We start from the raw sequence: 23,361 nt of genomic DNA, 5'->3' as shown, positions 1-23,361 counted from the left end.
CTCTTTGCATTTCAATCTGGCAAGCCCGTTTGAAGGAGCTATAAGCAGAATGAAATTAAGATGGATGACTATCACTTTGGCAGTGCTCAGCGCTTTTGCGCCGGGGTCCCTGTGGGCTTTCGGGGAAAAGTGCGGGCCAGTCTTTGCTTCGGAATATGCGAAACTGGGTCAGATTGAAGTCAAACCTTCCGGGCAAAAAGGTCCTCCGGCCAGGGACTACGCCCACACAGTGGATAAAATCCATTCCCTTTTGGGTGACCTCGCCGTTCCCCACGAAGTCCAGATCCAAGTCGACAGTGCTTTTATCTTTTCCACCTTCAATGCCCAGAGCTATCAAATCAGTGTCGGTGTGCGACCGGACAAGATGGGCAAAAAACATCCGGCCATCAATCAAAACACCCTGATGCACGAATACGCACATGCGGTTTTTGAAAAGAACATGACTCTGAAATCCCCCGGCTACAAGACTTTGCGTGAAGAACAGATTTCGCTACACACGCGGGAAGACAACCTGCACGCAACGAACGATACTTTGATGGCCGAACAGGCAAAAGCCACCGATCCGGTGGTCCGCCAGGAACTGGATAGAAAAATCTATGAAGTCATCAAAGAGATCGACGCCGTTGCTGAACGCCGCAAGGAGCTTTCGGCTCACTGGAGTCTGCGCAGCGCCGTGCATGAGCTGTTTGCCGATTCTTTGTCCATGGTGGTCACGAAAGACCCGAAAGCCATGTCTTCAGTTTTAAAAAGTGCCGGTGAAAACTATCGCCCCCACTCTTCCACCGTTTTGCAGTTTCGCGACTTTACTGAGGGCCGTCACCACCTGTCGCGGCAGCGCTGGAAAAAGGAATATCCGTTTTATTCCCAGTTCGGCGGGGATCTGTATTATGCCTTCTTACCCGCACGCTGGGAGCTTTGGCAAATCGTGAAAACCCGCATCGGCAGTGACAACTACCAACGCACGGTGATCCCAAAGGTGTTTGCGATTTTAGAAAAGCATTTAAGTATGGAAATGACCAAGGGACCTGAAGAACTCAAGCCCCGCGGGTTTAAGGATCTGGAAGCCCTCAATCAAAGAATCATTGAGGACTTCCGTCGCGAACTTTAGGATTTCACATCCGTCGGACCCACCAGACTGACGATGGCTGGCTGGGCAAAGATTTTTTCCGCCAGCTTCAGCACATCTTCCGGACTCACTGCAAAGTACTTGTCGGCCACATCCAGGCTTTCACGGTAATCCAGGCCATAGATATCATCGAACAAGATCGCGTTGCCTATGGTGCTCTTTCTTTGCAGCTCAATATCGTGTCTGCCGATCAGATATCTCTGCGCGCGCACCAGTTCTTCCGGAGAAATTTTTGTTGTCGCCAGTTTGTTGAATTCCGCTTTCAGCATCTGAATTGCTTTCTCGGATTTTTCCGGCGAACAACCAATATATCCACCGAAATATCCACACTCAATCCCTTCCATGTGCATCGGCGACACGGAATAAGCCAAAGAGTTTTTGTCGCGAAGCTCGATGAACAGTCTGCCACCCTGGCCACTCAGAATGGACTGAATGATCTCCATCGTGTAGCGCTCAGGGCTTGAAAGTGTCAGACCCTGATAACCCACGATGATGTGACTTTGTTCTTTTTTAAGCTCACGGAACAGGTGTTTGGATTCGGTGATTTTAGGTGCGGCGAAATGATTTTTCACGCGCTCCCCTTTGGGAAGCTCTTTGGTGATTGCATTCAGCGTCTTCACCCATTTCTTGGTGTCCACATCGCCCACCACAGAGAATGTCACGTTCTTCGCCATGGCGATCTTTTTATAATAACCAAGCAAGTCTGCGGACGTGATGGCATTGACCGTGGTTTCACTGCCCACCAGATCGCGTGCATACGGGTGACCTTTAAAGATCTCCTGCATGAAGGCCAAAATACAAAGCTGGGCTGGATTGTCATTGCGGGCCTTGATCTGATTTTTCAGAACAACCTTTTCGCGCTCCAGAATGATTTCCGGGAACTGGGGCTCCAGCAGGGAATCGGCATAGATCTCCAGCATCTTGTCTTCAAACGGCGACAGATAGTCCATCGAAAGACCTGCGGAGTTTCGGCCGCCAAAGGCACCAATCCCCGCTGCCAGCTCATCCACACGCAGATTGATGTCATCTTCAGTAAAGTTTTTCGATCCCGACATCCAGTTTCTGGCAAAGAGTTCCGTCAGACCGTTTTGGCCCTCTGGTTCGACACGCGCCCCGCCCAGGAACGCGGCTTTCATCGCCACATACGGCGTGTCGCTTTGTTCCCGGATCAACAGGGTCGCGCCGGAATCAAGAACGATGCGCTCCGTGGTTGGAACACCCTTGGCTGCGCCGGCATTGATATTGAACTTCTTGGCGGCAAAACGCGGTGCTTTTTGTTTTACGACTTTTGCCTCACGCAGGGCTTTCCTTAAGTCTTTGGCAAAGGCTTTCAGGATACGGTCCGCGTTTTTCTTATCCATGTTTGTCATCATGGACAGACCAAAGCTGTCTGCCTTCAGATATTTTTTGGCGATCTTCTGAATGTCTTCCGGTTTCAGCGCATAGACCTGTTTCATGTACTTTTTGTAGTAGTCATGATCGCCGTAATAAAATTCATTGCTTCCGGCTTTTCTCGCAATGTTATCCACAGTCTCCATGGAATACACTTCGTGGCTGGCAAAATTGGTGATCGCCTTTTGCATTTCCGCCACCGTGGGAGGTTCGGTCACAATCCGAACCAGTTCCGGTATCAGTGCACTGAGCGCTTTGGTCAGATTTTCCTTTTCAAGGCCCAAGGACACGGCAAACAGACCGTCATCCTGCATGGAATACGCAAAAGACCCCACCGAGTTTGTCAGTGGCTCCTTGATACGCAAGGTCTGCATCAGGCGGCAGGAATCCCCCTGCCCCAGAATCGCCGACATCACTTCCAGGGCGGCGATGTCCTTGTGCTTCACGCTGGGGATTCTCCAGGTCAGATAGGCGGTGGTTTGCTCAAACTTCGCCTGCTCCACCTTGATGCGGATGGTTTTTTGCGCCGGCTCTTTTTTGCGCGCCACTTTACGCAGTTTGTACGGCGCAAAACCGCCAAACATCTGCTGCACGCGGTTCTTCATTTCTTTGGAATCAAAGTCACCGGACACCACCAGGAACATATTTGATGGCACATAACGCGACTGATAGAACTCACGGATTTTTTTGGCAGAAACCTTTTTAACGACCTTGTCATAACCAATCACCGGAATGCCGTAAGGGCTTTTTTGGAAGACGTTGGTGAAAAGCAGCTGACTGGCTCTGCGACCCGGGCTGTCCTGCCCGCGTTTGATCTCTTCCAGAACGACTTCGCGTTCATTGTCGATTTCTTGTGGATCAAAAGTGGGATAGCCCATCATTTCACTGATCACATCCAGAGCGACATCCGAGAATTGTTTGGAAATGGTCACATAGAATACTGTCTGGTCAAAAGAGGTGTAGGCATTCAGCTCCCCGCCGGAGCCTTCGACGGTGGCCGCGATCTCGCCCACCTTGTACTTGCGGGTCCCCTTAAACACCAAATGCTCGATAAAGTGAGAGATCCCCTCTTCGGTCTTTTTTTCATCCGCCGAGCCTGTTTTCACCCACATTTGCACTGAGACCACCGGAGACTTGTGGCTTTCCAGTAAAAGGACTTTTAGACCGTTTTTTAGTTGAAATTTCTTAGACATACTCTACATAACTCCCATGGCATTTGGCGTCTATATCCACATTCCCTACTGTATCCAGCGCTGCACTTACTGCGATTTTGCCACCTATGAGCAAAGCAAGATTTTGCCACCGGATCAGTACGTCGAACTTCTGTTTAAGGAAATTCGCCAGAAGCACCGCTATTACACTCCCCAAAGTCTGGACACCATTTACTTTGGTGGAGGCACGCCGAGCCTCATCCCTGCAAATCTCATTGTAGCGATTATCAAAGAGCTGGGTAGATATGGATTTACAACTAGACCTGACACCGAGATCACCATCGAGATCAATCCGGCAACCGTCAGTAAAGAAAAACTGAAAACCTATCTGGATAACGGCATCAACCGTTTCAGTGTGGGGGCTCAAACCTTTGATGATCGTCTGTTGAAAATGGTTCACCGCGAACATTCGGCAAAACAGACCCTGGAAACTCTCGACCTTCTTCGGGCCCACGGTGTGAATTTCAGCTTTGATATTCTGTTTGCCCTGCCTTCCCAAACTGTCGAAGGCCTGCGCCGGGATGTGGAAATCGCCGTTGAACAAGGGGCGAAACACATCAGCCCTTATTGTCTGACAGTTCCTGACGGACATCCTTTGTCAAAAGGCCGCCCGATTGACGATGAACAAGTTGAGATGTTTGACATCATCGCCGACGAACTGACACGCAAAGGTTTTCAGCAGTACGAAATATCCAACTTTGCCCTGCCGGGTTTTGAATCCCGTCACAACATGCTGTACTGGGTGGATGAGCCCTACTGGAGTTTGGGCCTCAGCTCGCATTCTTATTCCAAGGAATCCGCCTGGGGCACGCGTTACTGGAATATCAATTCCATCAACGAATACCAGAAGCAGATTCTGGCATTTGACGGTCAGGAATTTGATTCCCCGGTGCGCCATCTGCCATCGAATCAGGTGGAAGTGCTGGAAATGCATCAGGCTCTTACAGACTTTTGTCATACTTCGATGCGTCTGATGCGCGGACTCAATGTGGGGCAGCTGCAAGCCAAATTCCCGCAGAATATCAGCGAAAAGGTCCTGCAAATCATGAAAAATCTGGAGCAAAAATCCTGGGTTCGCTTTGACAACGGGCATTGGTCACTGACGCGTGAGGGCCTTGTGCTGAGCAACCGTGTTTTCCAGGAACTGACTTTCCTTCAAGAAGATTTCTAAGGGGCTAGGAGTTTTTCTTCCGCCCCCCTGACATTGACATTGCTTCGTGAATACACAATCTTAAGTATTGCGAAAGGAAGTCTCATGTCAGAAGAAAACAACTCTCAAAACTCCAATCCACCTAATCCAGAAAATGCCGAAATCGCTTCTGAGATCCAGAAACTTCAGGAACAAGCTGAAAAGTTCAAAAACGACTATCTTTACCTGCGCGCTGAGTTTGAAAACTACAAACGCAACGCGATCAAGGAACGTTCCGATCTGACAAAGTACGGCGGTGAGCGCCTGGTGCGCGACCTGCTGGAAGTGGTGGATAATTTTGACCGCGCTTTGAGTGTGAATGTGAGTGCCGAGAACTTCAACACCTTCAAACAGGGTGTGGATATGACCGCTCAGGAATTAAAGTCTCTGCTTCAGCGTCACAATGTCACTGAAATCCCGGCGCAAGGCGCGCCGTTTGATCCCACTGTGCACGAGGCACTGAGCAGCGAAGCGACGGACCAAATGGCTCCAGGCCACGTGGTGCGTGTATTTAAAAAGCCTTACAAACTTCATGATAAAGTGATCAGACCTGGCCAAGTGGTTGTTGCCAAGAAGCCAGAGTAAGGAACCTGCTTGTCTAAAAAAGATTTTTACTCCCTTTTGAATGTTTCCCGCTCTGCCACTGCTGATGAGATCAAAAAATCTTATCGCAAGCTGGCTATGCAGTATCACCCGGATAAAAATCCCGGCGATAAAAAGGCCGAGGAAAAATTCAAGGAAATCACCGAGGCCTACGAAGTCTTGAGTGATACCAAAAAACGCGAAATGTACGACCAGTTCGGTCACGCCGGGGCCCAGGGCTTCGGCGGAGCCGGCGGCCCGTTCGGTGGTGCCGGTGGATTCGGCGGCTTTGGTGGCGCCGGAGCTGGCGGTGCTGGAGCCGGTGCGGGTGGTGATCCGTTCCAGGACATCTTCGGTGATGTCTTTGGCGAAATCTTTGGCAATGCCCGCGGCCCGGGTGCAGGACCTGGCGGAGCGCGTGCCCGTCGTCCCAGCAAGGGTACGGATCTGCGCTATACGCTGAATATCTCTTTTGAAGAGTCCGCCTTGGGCAGCGAAAAAGTCATCAGCTTCATGCGCCAGCGTGGCGGCCGCGAAGAGCCTGCCAAACTTTCTGTCAATGTTCCTGCCGGAGTAAAAGAAGGCCAGCGCCTGAAACTGGCAGGCGAAGGGGATGCTTCCGGGGGTGCTGCTGCCGGTGACCTGTACGTGATTATCAACATTCAGGAACACCCGCTGTTCAAACGAAACGAAAACGATGTGACATTGGATCTTCCGATTGTCTACACCGATGCAATTTTGGGAACGAACATCGAGGTTCCGACCCTGACCGGAAAAGCCATGATTCGTATTCCTCCGGGAACACACTCCGGGCAGACGTTCCGACTGAAGGGCAAAGGCTTCCCGAAACTGGGTGGCTTCGGATCCGGCGACATGCTTGTGCGCGTTCTGGTGGACACTCCGAGCAGTCTTAGCAACAAACAAAAAGAACTGGTGGAAGAACTTGCCAAAACCACGGACACAAGTCCTTTGGTGAAGGCCTTCCAGGATAAAGTCGCACAACTGATGAGGACGCGTAAATGAAACCCTACTTTTCACTCTTGCTGACGGCCGGTCTTCTGGCTTCCTGTACGACAGTGGCTACCAAACGCGCTCCGATGAAGCCTGCGGCGACCACCGCCTCCACCGGAAAAAAGCCAAAAGCCGTGGGCGGTCTGACCACCGGCAAACCTCCTGAGCAGATTGAAAGTGAACCCTTGAGTGTTCCTGGCGCACCGTCAACGGATGTGCTGGGGCAACTAAAATCCCTGGTGAATCAGGCTGTGCAGGCGCCCAGCAAGGCCGATCAGGAATCTTACCGTCTGAAGGCCATCGACATTGTTGAAAATAAACTCAATGAAGATCAGCTGGAAGACGTTGCCGATGAATCGGACTTTGGCTTCCTGCGCGGACACGCGATGTTCCGTCTGGGTGAAATCTCTTTGGACAAAAAAGACACGTCCGATGCCAAGATGTACTTTAATTCGGTGACTGAATTTGTTCCGGGCAGCGATCTGGCCCTGAGAGCTCAGGAAATCATCCTGCAGCTGGATTCAGCAAAGAACGTGAAGTCCCAGACCGTGGGCGTGGTGCTGCCACTGAGTGGCCGTAACGCCCCTGTAGGGCAGAGAGCGCTGCGCGGCCTTGAAATGGGCCTGGGGCTGCATATTCCGGGCTCGGGCTTCCAATTGGCGGTGATGGACAGTGAAGGCAATCCTGATTCCGCCCGTCGCGGAGTCGAACGCCTGGTGAAAGAAGACAACGTTATTGCCATCGTGGGAAGTTTACTTTCAAAAACCGCTCCTGCCGTGGCCGCAAAATCAGATGAGCTGGGTGTGCCGACCATCGCCCTTTCCCAGCGCTCCGGTTTGACCGAAGTGGGCCCGACAGTATTTAGAAACTCTCTGACCAGCGGTATGCAGGTGCGCGCCCTGGTTCGCACGGCGATGGAAGACATGGGCATGAAAAAGTTCGCGGTGCTTTACCCGAACGATCCTTACGGCATTGAATTCACCAATATCTTCTGGGATGAAGTGTTGGCCCGTGGTGGTGAGATCACAGCGGTTCAGACCTATTCCGTGAAAGAGACCGACTTCCGTCTGGTGGTGCAGCGTCTGGTGGGAACTTACTTCGGCGAAGCCCGTCAGGATGAATTCAATCTGCGTTTGAAAGAGCTTCAGTCCTCTGGAAAAAAACACTCTGTTCGCCAAAGCAATCTTGAAAACGTGCTGCCGCCGATCACGGACTTTGATGCGATCTTTATCCCCGACTCGGCCCGTGCGATGGGACAGATCTCAGCGATGCTGTCTTATAATGATGTGCGCGGCGTGAAGCTTTTGGGAACCAATCTTTGGAACACGAAAGACATCGCCAAACGCGCCGGGAATTTTTCGCAGAATCTGATCTTCGTCGACAGCATGACTCCGGCGAATCAGGATCGTTCGCGTTTTGTGAACGAATACCGCAGCCTGTACAATGAACCGCCTTCCCTGATTGAAATCCAGGCTTATGATGCTGGTCTGATCCTGCGTCAGCTGATTGCCGCCGGAGCCAGCTCCCGTGAGGAGTTGGTGCAGAAACTGGGGCAGCTAAATAAGTTCCCAGGATCGCTAGGAAACCTCAGTATTAATGCTGAGCGCGAAATCGAGCGCCCGGTGACCGCTCTAACTATTGAAAAAGGCGAAGTAATTCCCCTTAAAGTCCGCAAATAGTATCTATAAGTTAATTTAATGACGATTTTTTAACCCCCTTCTTGCGGTGCCCTGTCTTAGGAACACCAGCGACCAAGAGAGTCGCAAATCTTTAGAAGGGGGTTGTTATGACAAGTCGTATTTCTGAAAACTTAGTGATGGAGTGCAGAAGAAAACTTCTAACCGCGAAACAGGATGTTTTGAATCGTTTCAGAACAGCCCAGCGCGAACTGGTCCATGCGGAGCGTGGCGGTGACGAAGCAGATCAATCTGTCGCCCACATCGAAGAACATTCTTTTTTGATATCCCAAGCACGCATGAGAAATCAACTGGTCGAGATCGAGATGGCCCTGGCACGTATCGAGCAAGGTACCTTCGGCATCTGCGAAGAGACCGAGGAAGCTATCGAATCTGAAAGGTTGCTGGCAATTCCATGGACCCGCTTGTCCATCGAAGGTGCCGAGATGCGAGAAGCGGTAAGTCGTAAGTTTGCGCGATAAATAATCACGCTGTGCATTTTTAGTGACAGATAATCATTCCCCCGTAATATGCGATCAATTTTCGGCCAAGGATCATCATATCGGGGGGTGAGATGAACGCAACCGAACTCACAGAGTTGACTGAAACTGAACTGCAAAATCTGAAAGAATCCTTGCTCTTCCAAAAGAGCACGATCCTCAATAAATCACATGAATTTAAAGAGGAGCAATCCAGCATGGCTGCGGTTGCGGATGAAGCGGAAGCCGCTTCTCAGGATATCTCCAATAATATTTCCATTCATCTGCACGAACGTGACCGTACAGCTTTGTACGCGATCGAAAGAGCTTTGGGGAAAATTGCTGACGGGACCTACGGCCAGTGCGAATCCTGCACGGAAATTATCAATGCCCGCCGCCTGCAAGCACGACCTTTCACAGCCCTTTGTATTGACTGCATGGAAGAACAAGAAAGCCAGACGGGCCTGTTCCAATAACATTCCTATTTAAACTCATTGGATGAGGTCCGCTGACATGGATGTCAGTCCAATTTTTTAAATTAATCAACGATTGCAGTTTAGAAAAAACTGTCTCACACCGAGAAGACTCATACCAGAAACATAAATTCCCGCATCACGCGGAGGAGCGGTATGAGTTTTGACGATAAAGTCCTAGAAATCCCACAGACCCTTCCCATGCTACCTGTGAGAGACATCGTAGTATTCCCCTACATGATCATTCCTTTGTTCGTAGGCAGAGACGCTTCGATCCGCTCAGTTGAAGAAGCTTTGGCAAAAAATCGCCTGATCTTCCTGGCTTCCCAGAAAGACATCACTGAAGAAAATCCATCTCCAGACAACATCTACACTGTTGGTACAGTGGCGATGATCATGAGAATGAGAAAACTTTCCGACGGTCGCGTGAAAATCCTTATCCAAGGTGTCGCAAAAGGCCGCGTGAAGAATTTCACCAAAACCTCCCCTTCCTTTGAAGTGGCTGTTGAAAAGATCGAAGAAACACCGGTTCAAAAAACTGTTGTTGAAAACGAAGCTTTGATCAGAACCGCGAAAGAGCACATCGAGCGCATCATCGCTCTGGGCCGCCCTCTTTCTCCGGACATCCTGCTGGTATTGGACGATGTTTCTGATCCAGGTCGCATTGCTGACCTTATCGCTTCCAACCTGGGCATCAAAGTTCAGGACGCACAGAAGGTTCTGGAAACTTCTGATGCGACAGAAAGACTGAAACTGGTTAACGAGATTCTGGCTGCAGAACTTGAAGTGATGCAGACTCAATCCAAAAATCGCACGGGCGCCAAGGACGACATGTCCAAGTCCCAGCGTGAATACTTCCTGCGTGAGCAGATGAAGGCTATAAAGAATGAGCTTGGAGAAGGCGACTCCAAATCAGAAGAAATGGATGAGTTGCGTGAAAAGCTGGTGAACGCCGGCATGCCGACTCATGTGGAAGCAGAAGCCCTGAAACAACTGGGCCGTCTGGAGCGTATGCACCCGGATGCATCTGAAGCCACAATGGTTCGTACATACCTTGACTGGATGGCGGATCTTCCTTGGAGCAAAAAATCTGAAGATCACATCGATCTGAAGCGCTCCAAAGAAATTCTTGATGAAGATCACTATGAACTGGAAAAAGCCAAAGACCGTATCATGGAATTCCTGGCGGTTCGCAAGCTGAAACCAAACCTGAAAGGACCAATCCTGTGCTTCGGCGGTCCTCCAGGCGTGGGTAAAACTTCCTTAGGTAAATCCATCGCTCGTGCGATGGGCCGTGAATACTTCCGTATCGCTCTGGGCGGCGTGAAGGATGAAGCGGAGATCCGTGGTCACCGCCGCACTTATGTGGGCGCGATGCCGGGTAAAATCATCCAGGCTCTTCGTCAGGCAAAAACAAGCAATCCAGTGATCGTACTGGATGAAATTGACAAGCTGGGTTCTGACTTCCGTGGTGACCCTTCTGCAGCGATGCTGGAAGTGCTGGATCCGGAACAAAACGCAACTTTCCGTGACAACTATCTGAATGTCGACTTCGACCTTTCAAATGTGTTGTTCATCGCAACAGCCAACGTGTTGGAAAATATCCCACCAGCTTTGCGTGACCGTATGGAGATCCTGAACATTCCTGGTTACACCGAGAATGACAAACTGTTGATCACGAAAAAACATCTGATCAAGAGACAGATCGAAGCCAACGGTATTACAGAAGAGAATATCAAGTTCACCGATGAAGGTATCAAATACCTGATTGCAGGCTACACTCGCGAAGCGGGTCTTCGTAACCTGGAGCGTGAAGTGGGTTCCGTCTGCCGTAAAGTGGCTAAGATGGTGGTCATGGAAGAAACAAACTTTGTGGAAGTAAATGCCACAACAGTTCCGGAGCTTCTGGGTCCTCCAAGATTCCAGCGCGACGACAAAATCGCCGACTCTCAAGTGGGCGTGGTACAAGGTCTTGCCTGGACACAAGCTGGTGGTGAAGTTCTCACTATCGAAGCTTTGAAAATGAAAGGTAAAGGACATCTAGCATTGACGGGCCAGCTTGGCGACGTGATGAAAGAGTCCGCTCACGCAGCAATGTCTTACGCTCGTGCTCACCAGGAAGAACTGGGTATCCCAGAAGACTTCTTTGAAAAGTACGATGTGCATGTGCACTTGCCAGCCGGTGCGATCCCGAAAGACGGTCCATCTGCAGGTATCACACTCACGACCGCTCTTGTGAGTTTGATGACAGGCACTCCGGTTCGTCACGATATCGCGATGACTGGTGAAGTGACCTTGCAGGGACGCGTACTGCCTGTCGGTGGTATCCGTGAGAAGTGTCTTGCCGCTTTGAACCTGGGTATTACAAACATCATCATCCCGATGGCTTGCCAAAAGGATCTTGCTGATATCCCTAAGGTGTTCAAGGACAAGATCAACTTCATCCTTGCAGAGAATCTGGATGAAGTCTTCGCAGTCGCCTTCGACAAGTCGGCAAAAGGTCAGGAGAAAAAGCCTGTCGCGAAGAAAGACCCTAAAAAGACCAAAACTCTTGCGGCGTAAACCGCAAGTGACATCGCCCCTCCCTAAAATGTGATGTTACGTCAGAAGGCCGGTAAACCCGGCCTTCTGTCTATTTGGAATCACACTCGTGAATGTGTCTCGTGATGACACACTTTCTGTCACTGCAAGACCAGAAACACCCCCTGTAACTTGTGCTAAACAACTAACAGTCATACTCTGTAAGTAATGACACTCAACCGCCTGGGGCAAAGCACCCTTCTGTTCGTAACTGTATTGTGTGCTATCGGGACTATTTCCGTCCTGAATTCGGCTGATATCCACAAACGCAACTACGACTATAAAACCAAAGATTACGATCAGGTGCTTTTGAACGAGGTCACCACGTCAGCTTTTGCCGTGATGGAAGCGGCTTTGCAAAGACGCATGTGGGAACCGCCACCGGACAACGCCTGTCTGAAGTCGGAGGACTTCAATGTCGAGGGCGAACTTGCCGGCGGCATGAAGTGGAAAGTTTCAGCCAAGTACAATTTCACCACCAAGAACTATGAACTGATCTCGGAAGGTCAGTACCGCGATCTGAAGGCGTTCTATATCAAACGCATCAAGATTCTGGATGTGTCGGACTACTTGTTGTTCTCAAACTCTCCGAACACGATGACCTTGCGTCGTCTGTACAATGAAAAATATCCCACCGCCCTCATTGCGCGCGATCGGCGTATTTACACCAAGGGCCCTTTGCAGTTTGGTGGCAACATCCACCGCCCGAACAGTCACATGGACTGGAACGGCTCACCAGCTGGCTGGCCGGGTGAATGGGGTACGATCATTCAAGGGGACCGCATTCAGTTTGGCGGGGGCATGCATTATATCCAGTACAGCATTCCCAAGCCAAATCCCGTCGGCAACAACATCGAAACCCTGCTGGCACCATATGCGGCAGATTTAGGAACTCCCAACACCCATCACTCACAGTTTGGCGCATCTTCCGTCGTGGTCACTCGTGATTACAGCAAAGCACAGACCTTAAAGCAGCAGGTGATTGACGCCACCCCGGGCCCGCTTAGCAAGGCCTCGGTGGCCAGCGAGGTTTATCCGATTGCCCTGTTTGGCGGGACACCTCCCCTACAATCATGGTCCGCGACAGATTCAGGGACTTACTTTAATAATCCGGATCGCTACAGCATCTTTAACTACGCCTGGGGTGGTGCCAACGGCTTTGGTATCCGTATTGATGCCACCTGTATTTCCAGATCCGATGCGGGCACGACTAAAAAGATCTGTTCTCATTCCGAACACTTCCCGCGCGGTTTTTCCAAATGGCGTCAGGATGCAGGACTTGAAGGAACTCTTTTCACCGCGGATGCGGAAGAAATTCCTTCTCCAAGTTTGAACTGGGATAACATGGAAGCGCTTGAAGAAGATGCGCAAGCGTGCGGCACCGTCATCAGCACCCCCACCAGCCCTTATCAGGATTGCGACATCTGGGATCTGGAGTTCCAGAAAAAATATGCCACCAGTTCCGGATCCAACGTCTGTGGGCAGGTTTCCGCCATCGACATGAACTCCTTGGCCCTGAACAACTTCAACCCGGGGCAACTGACGAATCCAGCCTTGAAAGAGCGCCTGCTTCGTCGTGTAGTTTACACAAAAGTTCCCACCGAGATTCGCCAGACCGCCTCTCAGGGTTTGATGCTGGGATCTCTGTCGGCGAATGCGGCAAGAAAGAATTTTTCTTTGTGGGTTGTTTCCGAAGACACTCTGGCCTTGCGCGGATATCAGCAGGACAACACTTCACCACTGGACACGGATCCAGGACGATTGCGCGAAGTGGTCTTTAATGCTGATGCCACGAATGCGGGCAAAGAACCGCTGCCGATGGTTTTGCTGTCGCCAGAACGCGTGCACTTGCTGAGTCCCCAATATGTTCCAGCCACCTACAACTATTTGCAGGGATACTGGCCCGTTGTCAGCGGACAGATTCGGCCTGTATTGCACAACTATACAGATTACATTCGCCAGGAAAACGACGGCTTCCGCTATGGGTATCGCACCTTCCGCATGGAAAATGTCAGTCTGATCACCAATGCCAATATCGACACCTCAAATCCTTTTGTAATGAGAGGCCTGTGGAGCGGACCTGATTCCACCGACAGTCAGTTCCCTTCCAATCTGTGTATGGTTTCCATGGCGGGACACACTCTGACTCCGGTTCCTGGCAACGACATTCTGACGACGGCCAATATTCCCCCTTATCATTCAGCACCGAATTCTCCGATTCCTCCGCTCAGTTCCAGATACTATAATGGTGTCACGGATCGTTTCCCAAGATCCTACTATCCTGCGATCTTCTGGGTGCAGCGGGCTGCGGGTCTTAATGCCACTCGCGAGGAATCTGATCTGGTTTTCACCGGCATTCGCATGTACACGACGTTTGATGATTTTGTTCCTTCAGGAAAAAGAAATCTGAACACTCCACTTCACACCGTGACCGACACGCGCGGAAACTATGGAACGCAGTTTTCTCTGGCCCATAAAAACATGCAATGGACCAGCTCTGCTTATTACAATCCGATGGCGCCGGGAACGCCCTGTCTTGTGGCCAACCTGACTCACCGGGAAGCAGCATACTCCAGTCAGCCGGATTACTATGGCACTCAACCATCAGTGAATAACGGACGCTATATCTTTGTTCATGCTGATCCACCTGTGGATTACCGCAACCTGGGCTCTATCATCGGGATTGACCAGCCTATTCTGGAGACCCGACAATAGATGCATATGAAACCTCTGAACAATTCCGGCATGACGCTGGTTGAAGTGCTTGTTGCAATCGGGATTTCCCTGATCAGCTTGACAGTACTGATGCAGCTGACTCTTTCCAATCGCACTCACAAATCCGAAGTGGATCGCTCTATCATCCTCAAAGAAATTCTGACCAACAACGCCATCGAGCTGAAAGGCCGCGCGGTCACAGATATCCCCCTTCCCGGGAATTGCATCGTTCGGACATACAATTACCAGACTGAATTTCAAAACGAAGTGACTCAAGCCGGAAACCCGCCGCTGTGCGGACTTCCGGAGCCCTCCAAAGACAGCATTCAAGTTGTATGGGAGGTTGAGCCTGCCACCAGTATCAGTGCGGATTTCAGTTCTCCGTCGTTGAAGCTTCCAAAATATTCCAACACACTGAAAAAAGTGACCCTGCATGTGCGCGGGTATTCCAGCGGAGCCGGAGCCCGCCTGATTCACAATCAGGTGACTCTGTTTAAACGATGAAGAAGAACTCTGGATTCTCCGTCATGGAGCTTTTACTGGCGGTAAGCATTTCCACGATGGTGATCGGGATTGTGACCTATCTGATTCACAACTTCTTTTCCGAGCAGCGCAATTTGGAAGTCTGGTCCGGTGGACAGCTTGAAATGTCGATGGCTTTAAAAAATGCCGAAGGCGACATCCGTAATGTCATCCGTTTTGATCCGGTGGAAAATCTGACCTCAGCTTCCAGTGTTGCCTATTTCGGGCTGACCTCTCTGACACCCGGCCTTGAACCGTCGGTGTGCCTGAACGATTCCACGGGGTCGGTCATCCGCTACACCACTTTGGATCGAAAGCAGCGTTCAGAACGTGTGCTTCGCGCCTGGTCTGAAATGGCTGATGTGAATAAAACCGGCAGCTCTCATGAACTGCGCCTGACGGCGGATGCCACCACCAGCTCCATGTTCGGGACTTCGAAATCGCCGCGGGAACTTGTTCTGGTCGATGCCGATCGCCGGTACATCCGCCGCTACATGGTGTCCACCCACACGATGCGCTTGAATGCGACTTTGGATCCCTACGATGACCAGCCACGGGTGGACTCGGCGGGGAACCCCATCAAGTTTAACAATGTGAGTGTGATTTTGAAGTCCCCGCCCACCGCCAACGGCAGCAGCATCACGCCGAAAACCTCGGTCTTTATCACCGGGACGGAAGTGTATTCGTCTAATACTTATTATCTGTGTTTACGAAAAAGCGATCGCAGTTTGATCAAGCTGGATGAAAACACCCGGGCTGAAACCGTGCTTTTGCAAAACCCCCACGTGGATTTCACGATCAACTCTTTCAAGATCGGTTACCTGGCGACCAGATCGGGCCTTCGAGTGGAGCCGGCGAACTTCATCCCGGATATGCTGAATGCGGCTAATAATGTCTGCTTTAATACGGTGCTTTTTGATCTGAAGCTGGATGCTTCGGAAAATTATATGAAACGAAACCAAGGACAAACTGTCGGAGATATCAAAACCAACATCAGCCGCCAGCGCACGGTCTTTTCCCAGAATTTGAATTTAAAGCGACCGCTCAGTTGCCAATAGACAAAGTCGCAGATTTGTTTAATTTGATTAATTCCACGAAACCCTCCCGGGATCTTAGACCAAGCCCAGTGTATATTTAGTCCACCTAAGCGCATGATCTTCTTAGAGGTTGATTATGCGCACACTTGATTTAGCCATTATTTCCCCTCATCAAAAGTTTTGTGAAAGAGCCAAAGATCTGTCGACGTCCTTTCAGTTTGAATTTCACGTCTTTCGAAGTGATGAAGATTTCTTTACAGAGGCTGAGAGCTTCAAAAACATTACGTCCGTCGTGTTGGACTGCAGCTTTCTTGAAAAACCAAATGAAGTGGCGGGTCTTGTGCAGGTCGCTCGGCAGGGAGCTCCGGAGAGTTATATTCTAGCGGTCATCAGCTCCAAGTTGACGCCGGAGGATGCGCGAATCGCCAAAACTTCAGGAGCCTCTTTGGTGATGATGGAGAGTGAGTACTATTCTTCTTGTAAAACCGAATTTGCGCTAAGCCAGGTGATACGCTCTGCCTTTATACCCGTTAAGACGCTGGATTTGATCGAGGACACGGAATTGTCTTTTGCTTTGTATCACCTGCTCCCCATGAATCGACGTTTTCTGAAAGTCCTTAAACCAGATTCAAGACTGAACAAAGAGTTTCTGGAAAAATATTCGTCCGCTGGTGACTTGTTCATTCCCCGCAAAGATCTTGGTGCCTGGTTGGAATACACCAACAGCATACGTGCAGAAGACGAGGCGGGTTTGCTTCGTCAATGCCGCTCCAAATTCTTACAGCTCAATCAGAGCTTTTTGGATCTGACTCTGCTTATCAGCGATCAAAGCTCCGGATCATCCTTCGCCGCAGGAAAAGAAGTTTATGAGCTTTGCAGAAAGTTTGCCTATGAACTGCACAGTTCCCTGATCAGTACACCGGACCCCTGGAAAGTGGTGGCCAGTTCTGCGGTGGGTGACTTCGGTTCTGTTGAAAGATCACCCGCCATTTCCGCCTATGCCGGAATTCTGAGTTCCCAAAATCAGATTGGCCTGGCGGAAGAAGTCATGATCGGAGCCCTGCTGGCGGATATTGGTTACCTGGAGTTCAGCCCCTCCACCGCTCGCAAGGTGCGCAACAATCAAATGGGCCAGCTCAACGCTGAAGAGCAGATGGAATATCATAAACACCCTATCTTCAGTCTCAACAATTGCCTGTCCCGACGGCTTCCACTGACAGAGACCATCAAAGACATGATTCTTATGAGCCATGAAAGATCCGATCAAAAAGGTTTTCCACATCGCCCACGATCCGACAAACTAACGGAAGAATCCATGCTGGTTCGGCTGTGTTGGGAACTGGACAATAGAACTCAGGTAAGAATGGGGGAAAAAAGACCGGAGATAGACGAAGTCAAAAAAAGCCTGGGTTCGGCCCTTTCTGCAGACAGTGGCAACTTCTCTGTGGGTTTTGCCTGCAAAATAGCCAAAATCCTGAACACCCGGAACCCGGGAACGATCAACGCCTGAAATAAAAAAGGGCTGATCTCTCAGCCCTTTTCTTATTGTTTAAAACCTTTTAGACGGTCATTTTCGGATTCAAGAACACGAACAAGAGTTTTCAGGTCCGTCACTTCTTCCTTCAGATGGAGGATTTGCTCCTCTTTTTCATGAAGGATCTGGGTGTAGGCCTTCTTGAGCTCATTCAGCAGTTTGTTGGCCGCTGTCAGAATGGGCTCATCGTTTTTCACCTTTACCACTTTGTCGGCAAGGTCTGCGGTCTTTGTTTCGTCCTTTGAAGTGGCCATTTCATAACCTTTCATCATTCCTTGATGAGCACCCACCAAAGCCAGGTCGCTTTCTTGGGAGGGGCGATGTACTCTTTGATGGGTACCCATCGGTTCGTCCATGATGAAGTACTTGCCGTCTTCAAAGCGGAATTTAATGTCGTCGGCTTTGATTCGTCGGCGGAGGGTACTCACACTAATTTTGTACTTAGTAGAGTAGTCCGTTAGCGGTAACCAAGAACCGTAGCTCTCAACGTTCATTAAATCCTCTTATACTTTCTGCCTCGGTGGCGCCGAAGCTTCAGTAGCTAGCCTTTTAGGAAGGTGGTATCCCTACTCAGCCTGCGTAGTCAACATTATCACAGGACTTCAGTCTGTCAAATTTTGTGTGAACACTTACTCAAATTCAACTAAATTCAGGACCTTGATCTGGTTAATCATTGCCTATTCACTGGACCAAAGTCTGACTACGCAACCCTAAGTCATGGATTTCTGGTGGAATAAAAGAATTCTTTGCTCCTTTTGACCAAAGACCCGATAATTTAAATTAGCTATATGCGTATCAGAGATAAAAAGAAAGTCGCCCTGGTTCTAAGTGGTGGAGGCATCAAAGCCGCCGCCTTCCACATCGGGGTTTGCTTGGCCCTTCAAGAAAAGGGATTCAAATTTGCCGGCGGCACCAAAGAGATGGTGCGTCAGAACTTCGGGTCCGATGATCCGATGACGATCCGTCTTTATGTCGGATCCAGCGCCGGGGCGTTTGTCGCTTCGGTTCTTGCTGCTGGTTATCCAGTGGAATCTTTGATCAACGCTTTCCAGGTTGGTTCGGGGTCAGACCCCACCTTTGATAAATCCGACCTTCGTTATCTGAAGCCGATTTCTTATCGCAGTCTGTTTAACTTAAACTCTTCCGGCCTGATGAAATTCATCCCGCGTTCGATCATGGAAAAAGCCCTGGTCACCGGGGGCCTTGAATCCATTTTGAAAAACGGTTTGAAACTAAACGGTCTGTTTTCAACCAAAGGGATCGAGAACTATCTGCGCAAAGAAGTTCTGGTCGATAATGACTTTGCCCGTTTGGGGGTTGAGCTCTTCATTATCGGAACTCAGCTGAACCACACCCGTAAGGCCATCTTCGGGAACTTCCCCGAGTCATTCAAAACAGACACCACCAAGTACATCAACTATGCGACCATCAGTGATGCGGTGGCTTGTTCGACGGCTTTGCCTCCGGTGTTTTCTCCGTACGGAATCAAACGCCCGGACGGTAAAGAAATCTTCTATTATGACGGCGAGATTCGCGACACGCTTTCCACCCACGTGGCGGCGGACTATGGAGCTGATCTGGTGATTTCCTCATATTCCATTCAGCCTTATCACTACACCAAAGAGATGGGCTCACTTCATGACTATGGTATTCCCCTGATCGCCAATCAGGCGCTTTACCAGGTGGTGCAGCAGAAGATCACCCGTCATATCCAGTATAAAAACGACATCCGCGGTATCTACAATGCGGTCGATGGTTATTTCAAGCAGCAGAACTTGCCGGGCGAACACCGGGACAAGATCCTTGAAATCATTAGGAATCGTGTGAACTATCGTCCGGAAGTGGATTACATCTATGTGGCTCCGCGCCCGCAGAACTATGAGATGTTCTTTGTTGATCACTTCAGCTTGAATCCGGAAATCCTGGCGCGCATCGTGCGCATCGGTTTCAAATCAGGGATCAATGCGCTTCGTCAGCACGATATCTAATTCCGGCAGGCCTCTTTCCATTCCGCCAAGATCTTGGATCCTTCCCCGGAAAGATCCTTTTTTGCATAAGCCTTCTGGTCATAGTAGTCACTGACCTTGCTTAAGATGGCTTTTTTGGAGGGATGCTCTTTCCCCAAACGCTCCAGATACTGCAGCGGGGTTTCGGCGTCTTGCGGGAAAGTTTCCTGCTTTTTACCCCAGCTTAAAACCGCGTGATACAAAACTTGTTCTTCGCTCAGTAAACCTTTGTTTCTGAAAAGACTGCGGAAAATCAAAACACAAAGAGCCACCACGAAGATCAAACCCACAACAAGTTGTAACTTTAAATCAATCAGACTTTGCCAGAAGCTTTTTTGCGAAGTGCGATCGAAGTCGACCAGGAAGTAGGTCCACCGATAGTTCAGATCATCCATCAAAAAGCCCACGCGGTCCCACAGCGTGATGCCATCGCCCGTTTTTGGGCGCCATTGGATATCCCGTGCGAACACCTTCTGATCTTCTTCCGACAGATTGAAGAAATCCTCGGCTCCGATCACCAAACGTAACGGCGCCACCCATTGAGTGGGATCCACCCGCTGCCATCGGCCGTCGTTGAAGATTTCAACCCAGGCATGGGCATCACGCTGACTGACCCGCCAGAACTCCCCCATCGGATTGTATCTGCCACCCTGATAACCCACGATCACCCGGGCCGGAACCCCCAAAGCCCTGGCAAGCGTCGCGTAACTGCCGGCGAAGTGTTCACAAAAGCCGCGTTTTCGATAGAACAAAAACGATTCCAGTTCGTTCGCTCCACCATAAGCACCGGGATTCAAAGTATAGGTAAAGTCATTTCCCTGATAGAAAGCCTGCAAAGCTTCAATCCTTGCCGCCGGTGTTGGGTGCTTTTCTTTGGTGGTGTTCACCCAGTCGGCCACCTGCCCGCGCAGTTCCGGAATTTTCAGATACTCTTCATCCGGGGTCTGACGATCAAGGAAGCTTTCATTCCAGCGCCCGCGATACACGGTCGTGGTCATCAAAGGCCGGGCACTGCGAAACACCGAGGCGTTCAGTGAAAACGAGTTTCCGATTTCAAGCTGCACCTGTTCAGTGCCCTCAAGCACGAACAAGAAAGTGTTCGCATGGGGTTCCAGGGCGACTTCATAGTGTTTGTCGGTGGGTTTATCAACTTCAGCTTCACTGCGTGGTTTGATCCCGAGCATTCCCGGTCGCCAGCTTAAACCCCGGGAATTCATCAGCACCGATCCACGCCAGTAAAGTTCCTGACCGGATTTTATCGGCAAATCAGAAAGCTTCGCACGAAACACCATATTGGCCACGCCGGCAAGTTCCGCCACGCGCCCGGGGTTTAATTCTTCACTAAAACCAATCTGTCCCGTGGCTTCCCCACGCGACATCGCCCACGGAAGCACGAATCTTGGAAACGCAAAGAACAACACCACCGCACCCGGAACTGAAAGCGCAAAGACCTTTAATAGAATCTTTCCGCGCTGAGGAAGTTCTGGTGACAACAATGAATACCACAAACCCGCAAACGCCAGACCCGAAGGAACGATCCAATAGATATCCAGACTGAACAGGGCTTTGATGGAAATCAGAACAAAACCCAGAAGCACCAGGAAACGATGATCCCGTTCATTTTCATAATCCATCACACGCAAGGCGGAAAGACCCAGCAAAAATGTGTACGAAGGATCCTGACCAATCAGGGTCCGGTACTGCACCAGAATCTGCGCCAGCAACAAAACACTTAATCCCCCCGTCACTTTGCGCGAAAGGTTTTTCCAGTGAAGTTTTTCAACTCCCCACTTCCAGATCAAAAGACCCAGCGAAAACAACGCCACCCACGGGGACACTTCAAGTCCCACCATCACCATCGCGGTGATAAAGGAAAATGCCAGGGAGGTTTGTGCGTAGAACTGCCTTTTCATGACAAGGCCTCGGCCTGCGCGAGCGCCAGCAACGTCAGACACTCTTCCCGGTGATGCGGGCCTTTGTTTAGTTTGATCTCTTGCGGGCCGATGCTTAATGAATACTGAAAGCCCTGTCGTTCAGCTTCATCCACCCACAGACACAACTGACTGATGCGGGCCTCAGAGTCCGACAAGTTTTCCGTCTGCTCCCAGTTGAAATGCAAAGCGGGCTTTTCAGGCTCTTCATAGTTTTTCACCAGCAGATCCTGCCTTCGGGCACTGGCGCGCCAGTCGATACGACTAAGTGAGTCCGCGCTTTGAAAATTGCGATGATCACGAAACAGTCCCGTGGCCTGCTGCCCTTTTCCGGCCACCGCATCAGTGGGAAATTGTTTTTCCCCCAAACGTGCCGGGTACACCAGTACAGAATCCTCGGAGGCCATGTATTTCCACGCACGCAAAAGTCCAAAAGGATAAGTGCTTTGCAAAGTGATGCGCGGAAGTTTCACCCAGCCCCTGGTGGCAGGACGATAAGGAATCTGCAAGTTCCCATGAGACAAGGGTTTGATGGACGTTTTGCGAATCGTGTTTTTATCCTTACCCAACACTGCTTCCACATCCCAGGCCGGAGTCACGGAAAGATTTTCCAATGAAATTCGCAGCAGCCCTTCCTCGCCGGAAAAAAGTTCTTCGTTTTCAAGTCCCTCGACCTGCACGACATCCATGTTTTTATTGGTCAGAAGAATCCCGGTGAACGCGACCGAGATCAAAAAGAACACGAAGATATAAATCAGATTGTTTGCATACCCCACGGCCAAAAAGAACAACGTCAGGGCCATGGCCCCAAACGCCAACCCGAATCCGGATGGCATAATGTAGGTTCTTTTCTTTTTCTTAAACAGGGACTGGAGTCGCTTTTTGAAGGGCATGGGCCCACTCACGACCTCGCTTGATGCCATGATTTCCTCCCAGTCGGTGTCCTAGTACGGGAACCAGAACCTGTTGAACATCATCGGGACGAACATAGTCACGTCCCTCCAAGAACGCCCACGCTTTCGCGGCCCGCACCAAAGCCATGCCGGCGCGAGTGGAAAGGGGTGCCCCTTCAAAGCCCGCACGGCGGGAACGCTCTAAGATCTCGGCAATGTATCCGGCCACCACAGGCGACACGGTCACGGATTGCACAGCGCTAAGTGCATTTTCAATTTCGCCGTCAGTAAAGAGGGCCGAAATTTTCTGCAGTCTTCCACGCGGGTCTTCCCCCTGCAGCAGACGCACTTCGGTTTCTTTCGAAGCGTGATGAAGTTCCAAGCTCATCAGGAAACGATCCAGCTGACTTTCCGGCAGCGGGAACGTTCCGGTTTGCTGATGCGGATTCTGGGTCGCGATCACATAGAAAGGCTTTGGCAAAGGCCACGTGGTTCCGTCCACGGACACTTCGCCCTCCTCCATCGCCTGTAGCAGCGCACTTTGGGTGCGGGGACTGGCGCGGTTTAATTCATCGGCCATCACCATCTGAGAAAACAAAGGCCCCGGATGAAACACAAATTTTTGTTCCTGCGGATGAAACACCTGACCGCCGATCGCATCGGCAGGCAGCAGATCAATGGTGAATTGAATACGGCGGGTTTTTAAGCCGGTCAGTTTTCCCAACACCTGCACCAAAGTGGTTTTACCTACGCCCGGAAGATCTTCGATCAACAAATGTCCACCGGCCAGCAGACAGGTCATGGCCAGACGAATTTCCACATTCTTATCCAGGACAACTTTCGAGGCTTCAGAAATCAGATCGTGAAACTTGGTGTTCATAGACTGATAGGATAAGGTCCACCGCTTCAGTGACCAACCCTTTTTTGGAAAATAAAAAAGCCCCGGGTTCACCGAGGCTTTAATTATGTCTTATTTTAAGATCCCGCCCTGTTCACAAGGCGAA

18 protein-coding genes are annotated in these 23,361 nt (G+C 50.5%); 13 read left to right on the top strand and 5 right to left on the bottom strand.

Annotated elements, in window-relative coordinates; genetic code table 11:
• Window positions 1–49: 49 nt before the first annotated feature.
• Complete coding sequence (locus tag ACNQKP_RS04330) at window positions 50–1,108, top strand: hypothetical protein (protein WP_417863070.1); 1,059 nt, start codon at window positions 50–52, stop codon at window positions 1,106–1,108.
• Here the strand turns inward: ACNQKP_RS04330 and ACNQKP_RS04325 are convergent.
• Window positions 1,105–3,711, bottom strand: coding sequence for a M16 family metallopeptidase (locus ACNQKP_RS04325; protein ID WP_417863068.1), 2,607 nt, complete (start codon window positions 3,709–3,711; stop codon window positions 1,105–1,107). The genes ACNQKP_RS04330 and ACNQKP_RS04325 overlap by 4 nt on opposite strands.
• 16 nt (window positions 3,712–3,727) lie before the next feature.
• Between ACNQKP_RS04325 and hemW the strand changes: the two genes are divergently transcribed.
• From hemW to ACNQKP_RS04270, 11 genes are all read left to right on the top strand, one after another.
• Window positions 3,728–4,900, top strand: a complete 1,173-nt coding sequence (gene hemW / locus ACNQKP_RS04320) for a radical SAM family heme chaperone HemW (protein WP_417863066.1) — start codon at window positions 3,728–3,730, stop codon at window positions 4,898–4,900.
• Between the two features lie 84 nt (window positions 4,901–4,984).
• Complete coding sequence (gene grpE / locus ACNQKP_RS04315) at window positions 4,985–5,503, top strand: nucleotide exchange factor GrpE (protein ID WP_417863064.1); 519 nt, start codon at window positions 4,985–4,987, stop codon at window positions 5,501–5,503.
• Window positions 5,504–5,512: 9 nt separating this feature from the next.
• Window positions 5,513–6,523 carry a DnaJ C-terminal domain-containing protein gene (locus tag ACNQKP_RS04310; RefSeq protein WP_417863062.1) on the top strand — a complete coding sequence of 337 codons (1,011 nt, stop codon included), beginning with the start codon at window positions 5,513–5,515 and terminating at the stop codon, window positions 6,521–6,523.
• On the top strand, window positions 6,520–8,190 hold the full coding sequence (locus ACNQKP_RS04305; RefSeq protein WP_417863060.1) for an ABC transporter substrate-binding protein: 1,671 nt from the start codon (window positions 6,520–6,522) through the stop codon (window positions 8,188–8,190). The genes ACNQKP_RS04310 and ACNQKP_RS04305 overlap by 4 nt, the downstream gene beginning before the upstream one ends.
• A gap of 107 nt (window positions 8,191–8,297) precedes the next feature.
• Window positions 8,298–8,669 (top strand): TraR/DksA family transcriptional regulator, encoded by a 372-nt coding sequence (locus tag ACNQKP_RS04300; protein WP_041578160.1) that lies wholly within the window; start codon window positions 8,298–8,300, stop codon window positions 8,667–8,669.
• Window positions 8,670–8,761: 92 nt separating this feature from the next.
• Window positions 8,762–9,142 carry a TraR/DksA family transcriptional regulator gene (locus tag ACNQKP_RS04295; protein ID WP_088563791.1) on the top strand — a complete coding sequence of 127 codons (381 nt, stop codon included), beginning with the start codon at window positions 8,762–8,764 and terminating at the stop codon, window positions 9,140–9,142.
• A gap of 153 nt (window positions 9,143–9,295) precedes the next feature.
• Window positions 9,296–11,701, top strand: coding sequence for an endopeptidase La (lon, locus tag ACNQKP_RS04290; protein ID WP_417863057.1), 2,406 nt, complete (start codon window positions 9,296–9,298; stop codon window positions 11,699–11,701).
• 186 nt (window positions 11,702–11,887) lie between these two features.
• Complete coding sequence (locus ACNQKP_RS04285; protein ID WP_417863056.1) at window positions 11,888–14,434, top strand: hypothetical protein; 2,547 nt, start codon at window positions 11,888–11,890, stop codon at window positions 14,432–14,434.
• Window positions 14,435–14,440: 6 nt separating this feature from the next.
• Window positions 14,441–14,938 carry a PilW family protein gene (locus ACNQKP_RS04280; RefSeq protein WP_417863055.1) on the top strand — a complete coding sequence of 166 codons (498 nt, stop codon included), beginning with the start codon at window positions 14,441–14,443 and terminating at the stop codon, window positions 14,936–14,938.
• Window positions 14,935–16,014: a PulJ/GspJ family protein gene (locus ACNQKP_RS04275; protein WP_417863053.1), complete on the top strand. Its 1,080-nt coding sequence runs from the start codon at window positions 14,935–14,937 to the stop codon at window positions 16,012–16,014. The genes ACNQKP_RS04280 and ACNQKP_RS04275 overlap by 4 nt, the downstream gene beginning before the upstream one ends.
• A 115-nt stretch (window positions 16,015–16,129) precedes the next feature.
• Window positions 16,130–17,503, top strand: a complete 1,374-nt coding sequence (locus tag ACNQKP_RS04270; protein ID WP_417863051.1) for an HD domain-containing phosphohydrolase — start codon at window positions 16,130–16,132, stop codon at window positions 17,501–17,503.
• Window positions 17,504–17,535: 32 nt separating this feature from the next.
• On the opposite strand, the gene ACNQKP_RS04265 is transcribed toward ACNQKP_RS04270, so the two are convergent.
• The gene (locus tag ACNQKP_RS04265; protein WP_015092817.1) at window positions 17,536–17,955 is read right to left on the bottom strand and encodes a hypothetical protein; all 420 of its coding nucleotides are present in this window, start codon (window positions 17,953–17,955) and stop codon (window positions 17,536–17,538) included.
• 360 nt (window positions 17,956–18,315) lie between these two features.
• Here ACNQKP_RS04265 and ACNQKP_RS04260 point away from each other — a divergent pair, with 360 nt between their 5' ends.
• Entirely contained in the window at window positions 18,316–19,515 is a 1,200-nt protein-coding gene (locus ACNQKP_RS04260; RefSeq protein WP_011166180.1) for a patatin-like phospholipase family protein, read from the top strand.
• Here the strand turns inward: ACNQKP_RS04260 and ACNQKP_RS04255 are convergent.
• From ACNQKP_RS04255 to ACNQKP_RS04245, 3 genes are read right to left on the bottom strand one after another with little or no spacing between them, the layout of a single operon-like run.
• Window positions 19,512–21,446, bottom strand: coding sequence for a transglutaminaseTgpA domain-containing protein (locus tag ACNQKP_RS04255; protein ID WP_417863048.1), 1,935 nt, complete (start codon window positions 21,444–21,446; stop codon window positions 19,512–19,514). The two genes, ACNQKP_RS04260 and ACNQKP_RS04255, sit on opposite strands and share 4 nt — an antisense overlap.
• The gene (locus tag ACNQKP_RS04250) at window positions 21,443–22,387 is read right to left on the bottom strand and encodes a DUF58 domain-containing protein (RefSeq protein ID WP_417863045.1); all 945 of its coding nucleotides are present in this window, start codon (window positions 22,385–22,387) and stop codon (window positions 21,443–21,445) included. Before ACNQKP_RS04250 ends, ACNQKP_RS04255 begins: the two co-directional genes overlap by 4 nt.
• Window positions 22,323–23,237: an AAA family ATPase gene (locus tag ACNQKP_RS04245; protein WP_417863043.1), complete on the bottom strand. Its 915-nt coding sequence runs from the start codon at window positions 23,235–23,237 to the stop codon at window positions 22,323–22,325. Before ACNQKP_RS04245 ends, ACNQKP_RS04250 begins: the two co-directional genes overlap by 65 nt.
• Window positions 23,238–23,361: the final 124 nt, after the last annotated feature.

Source organism: Bdellovibrio bacteriovorus, from assembly GCF_048286975.1.
Taxonomy (GTDB): Bacteria; Bdellovibrionota; Bdellovibrionia; order Bdellovibrionales; family Bdellovibrionaceae; genus Bdellovibrio; species Bdellovibrio bacteriovorus_H.
Note: the sequence above shows the minus strand (reverse complement) of the source record. Positions and strands in the feature narration are given on the sequence as shown.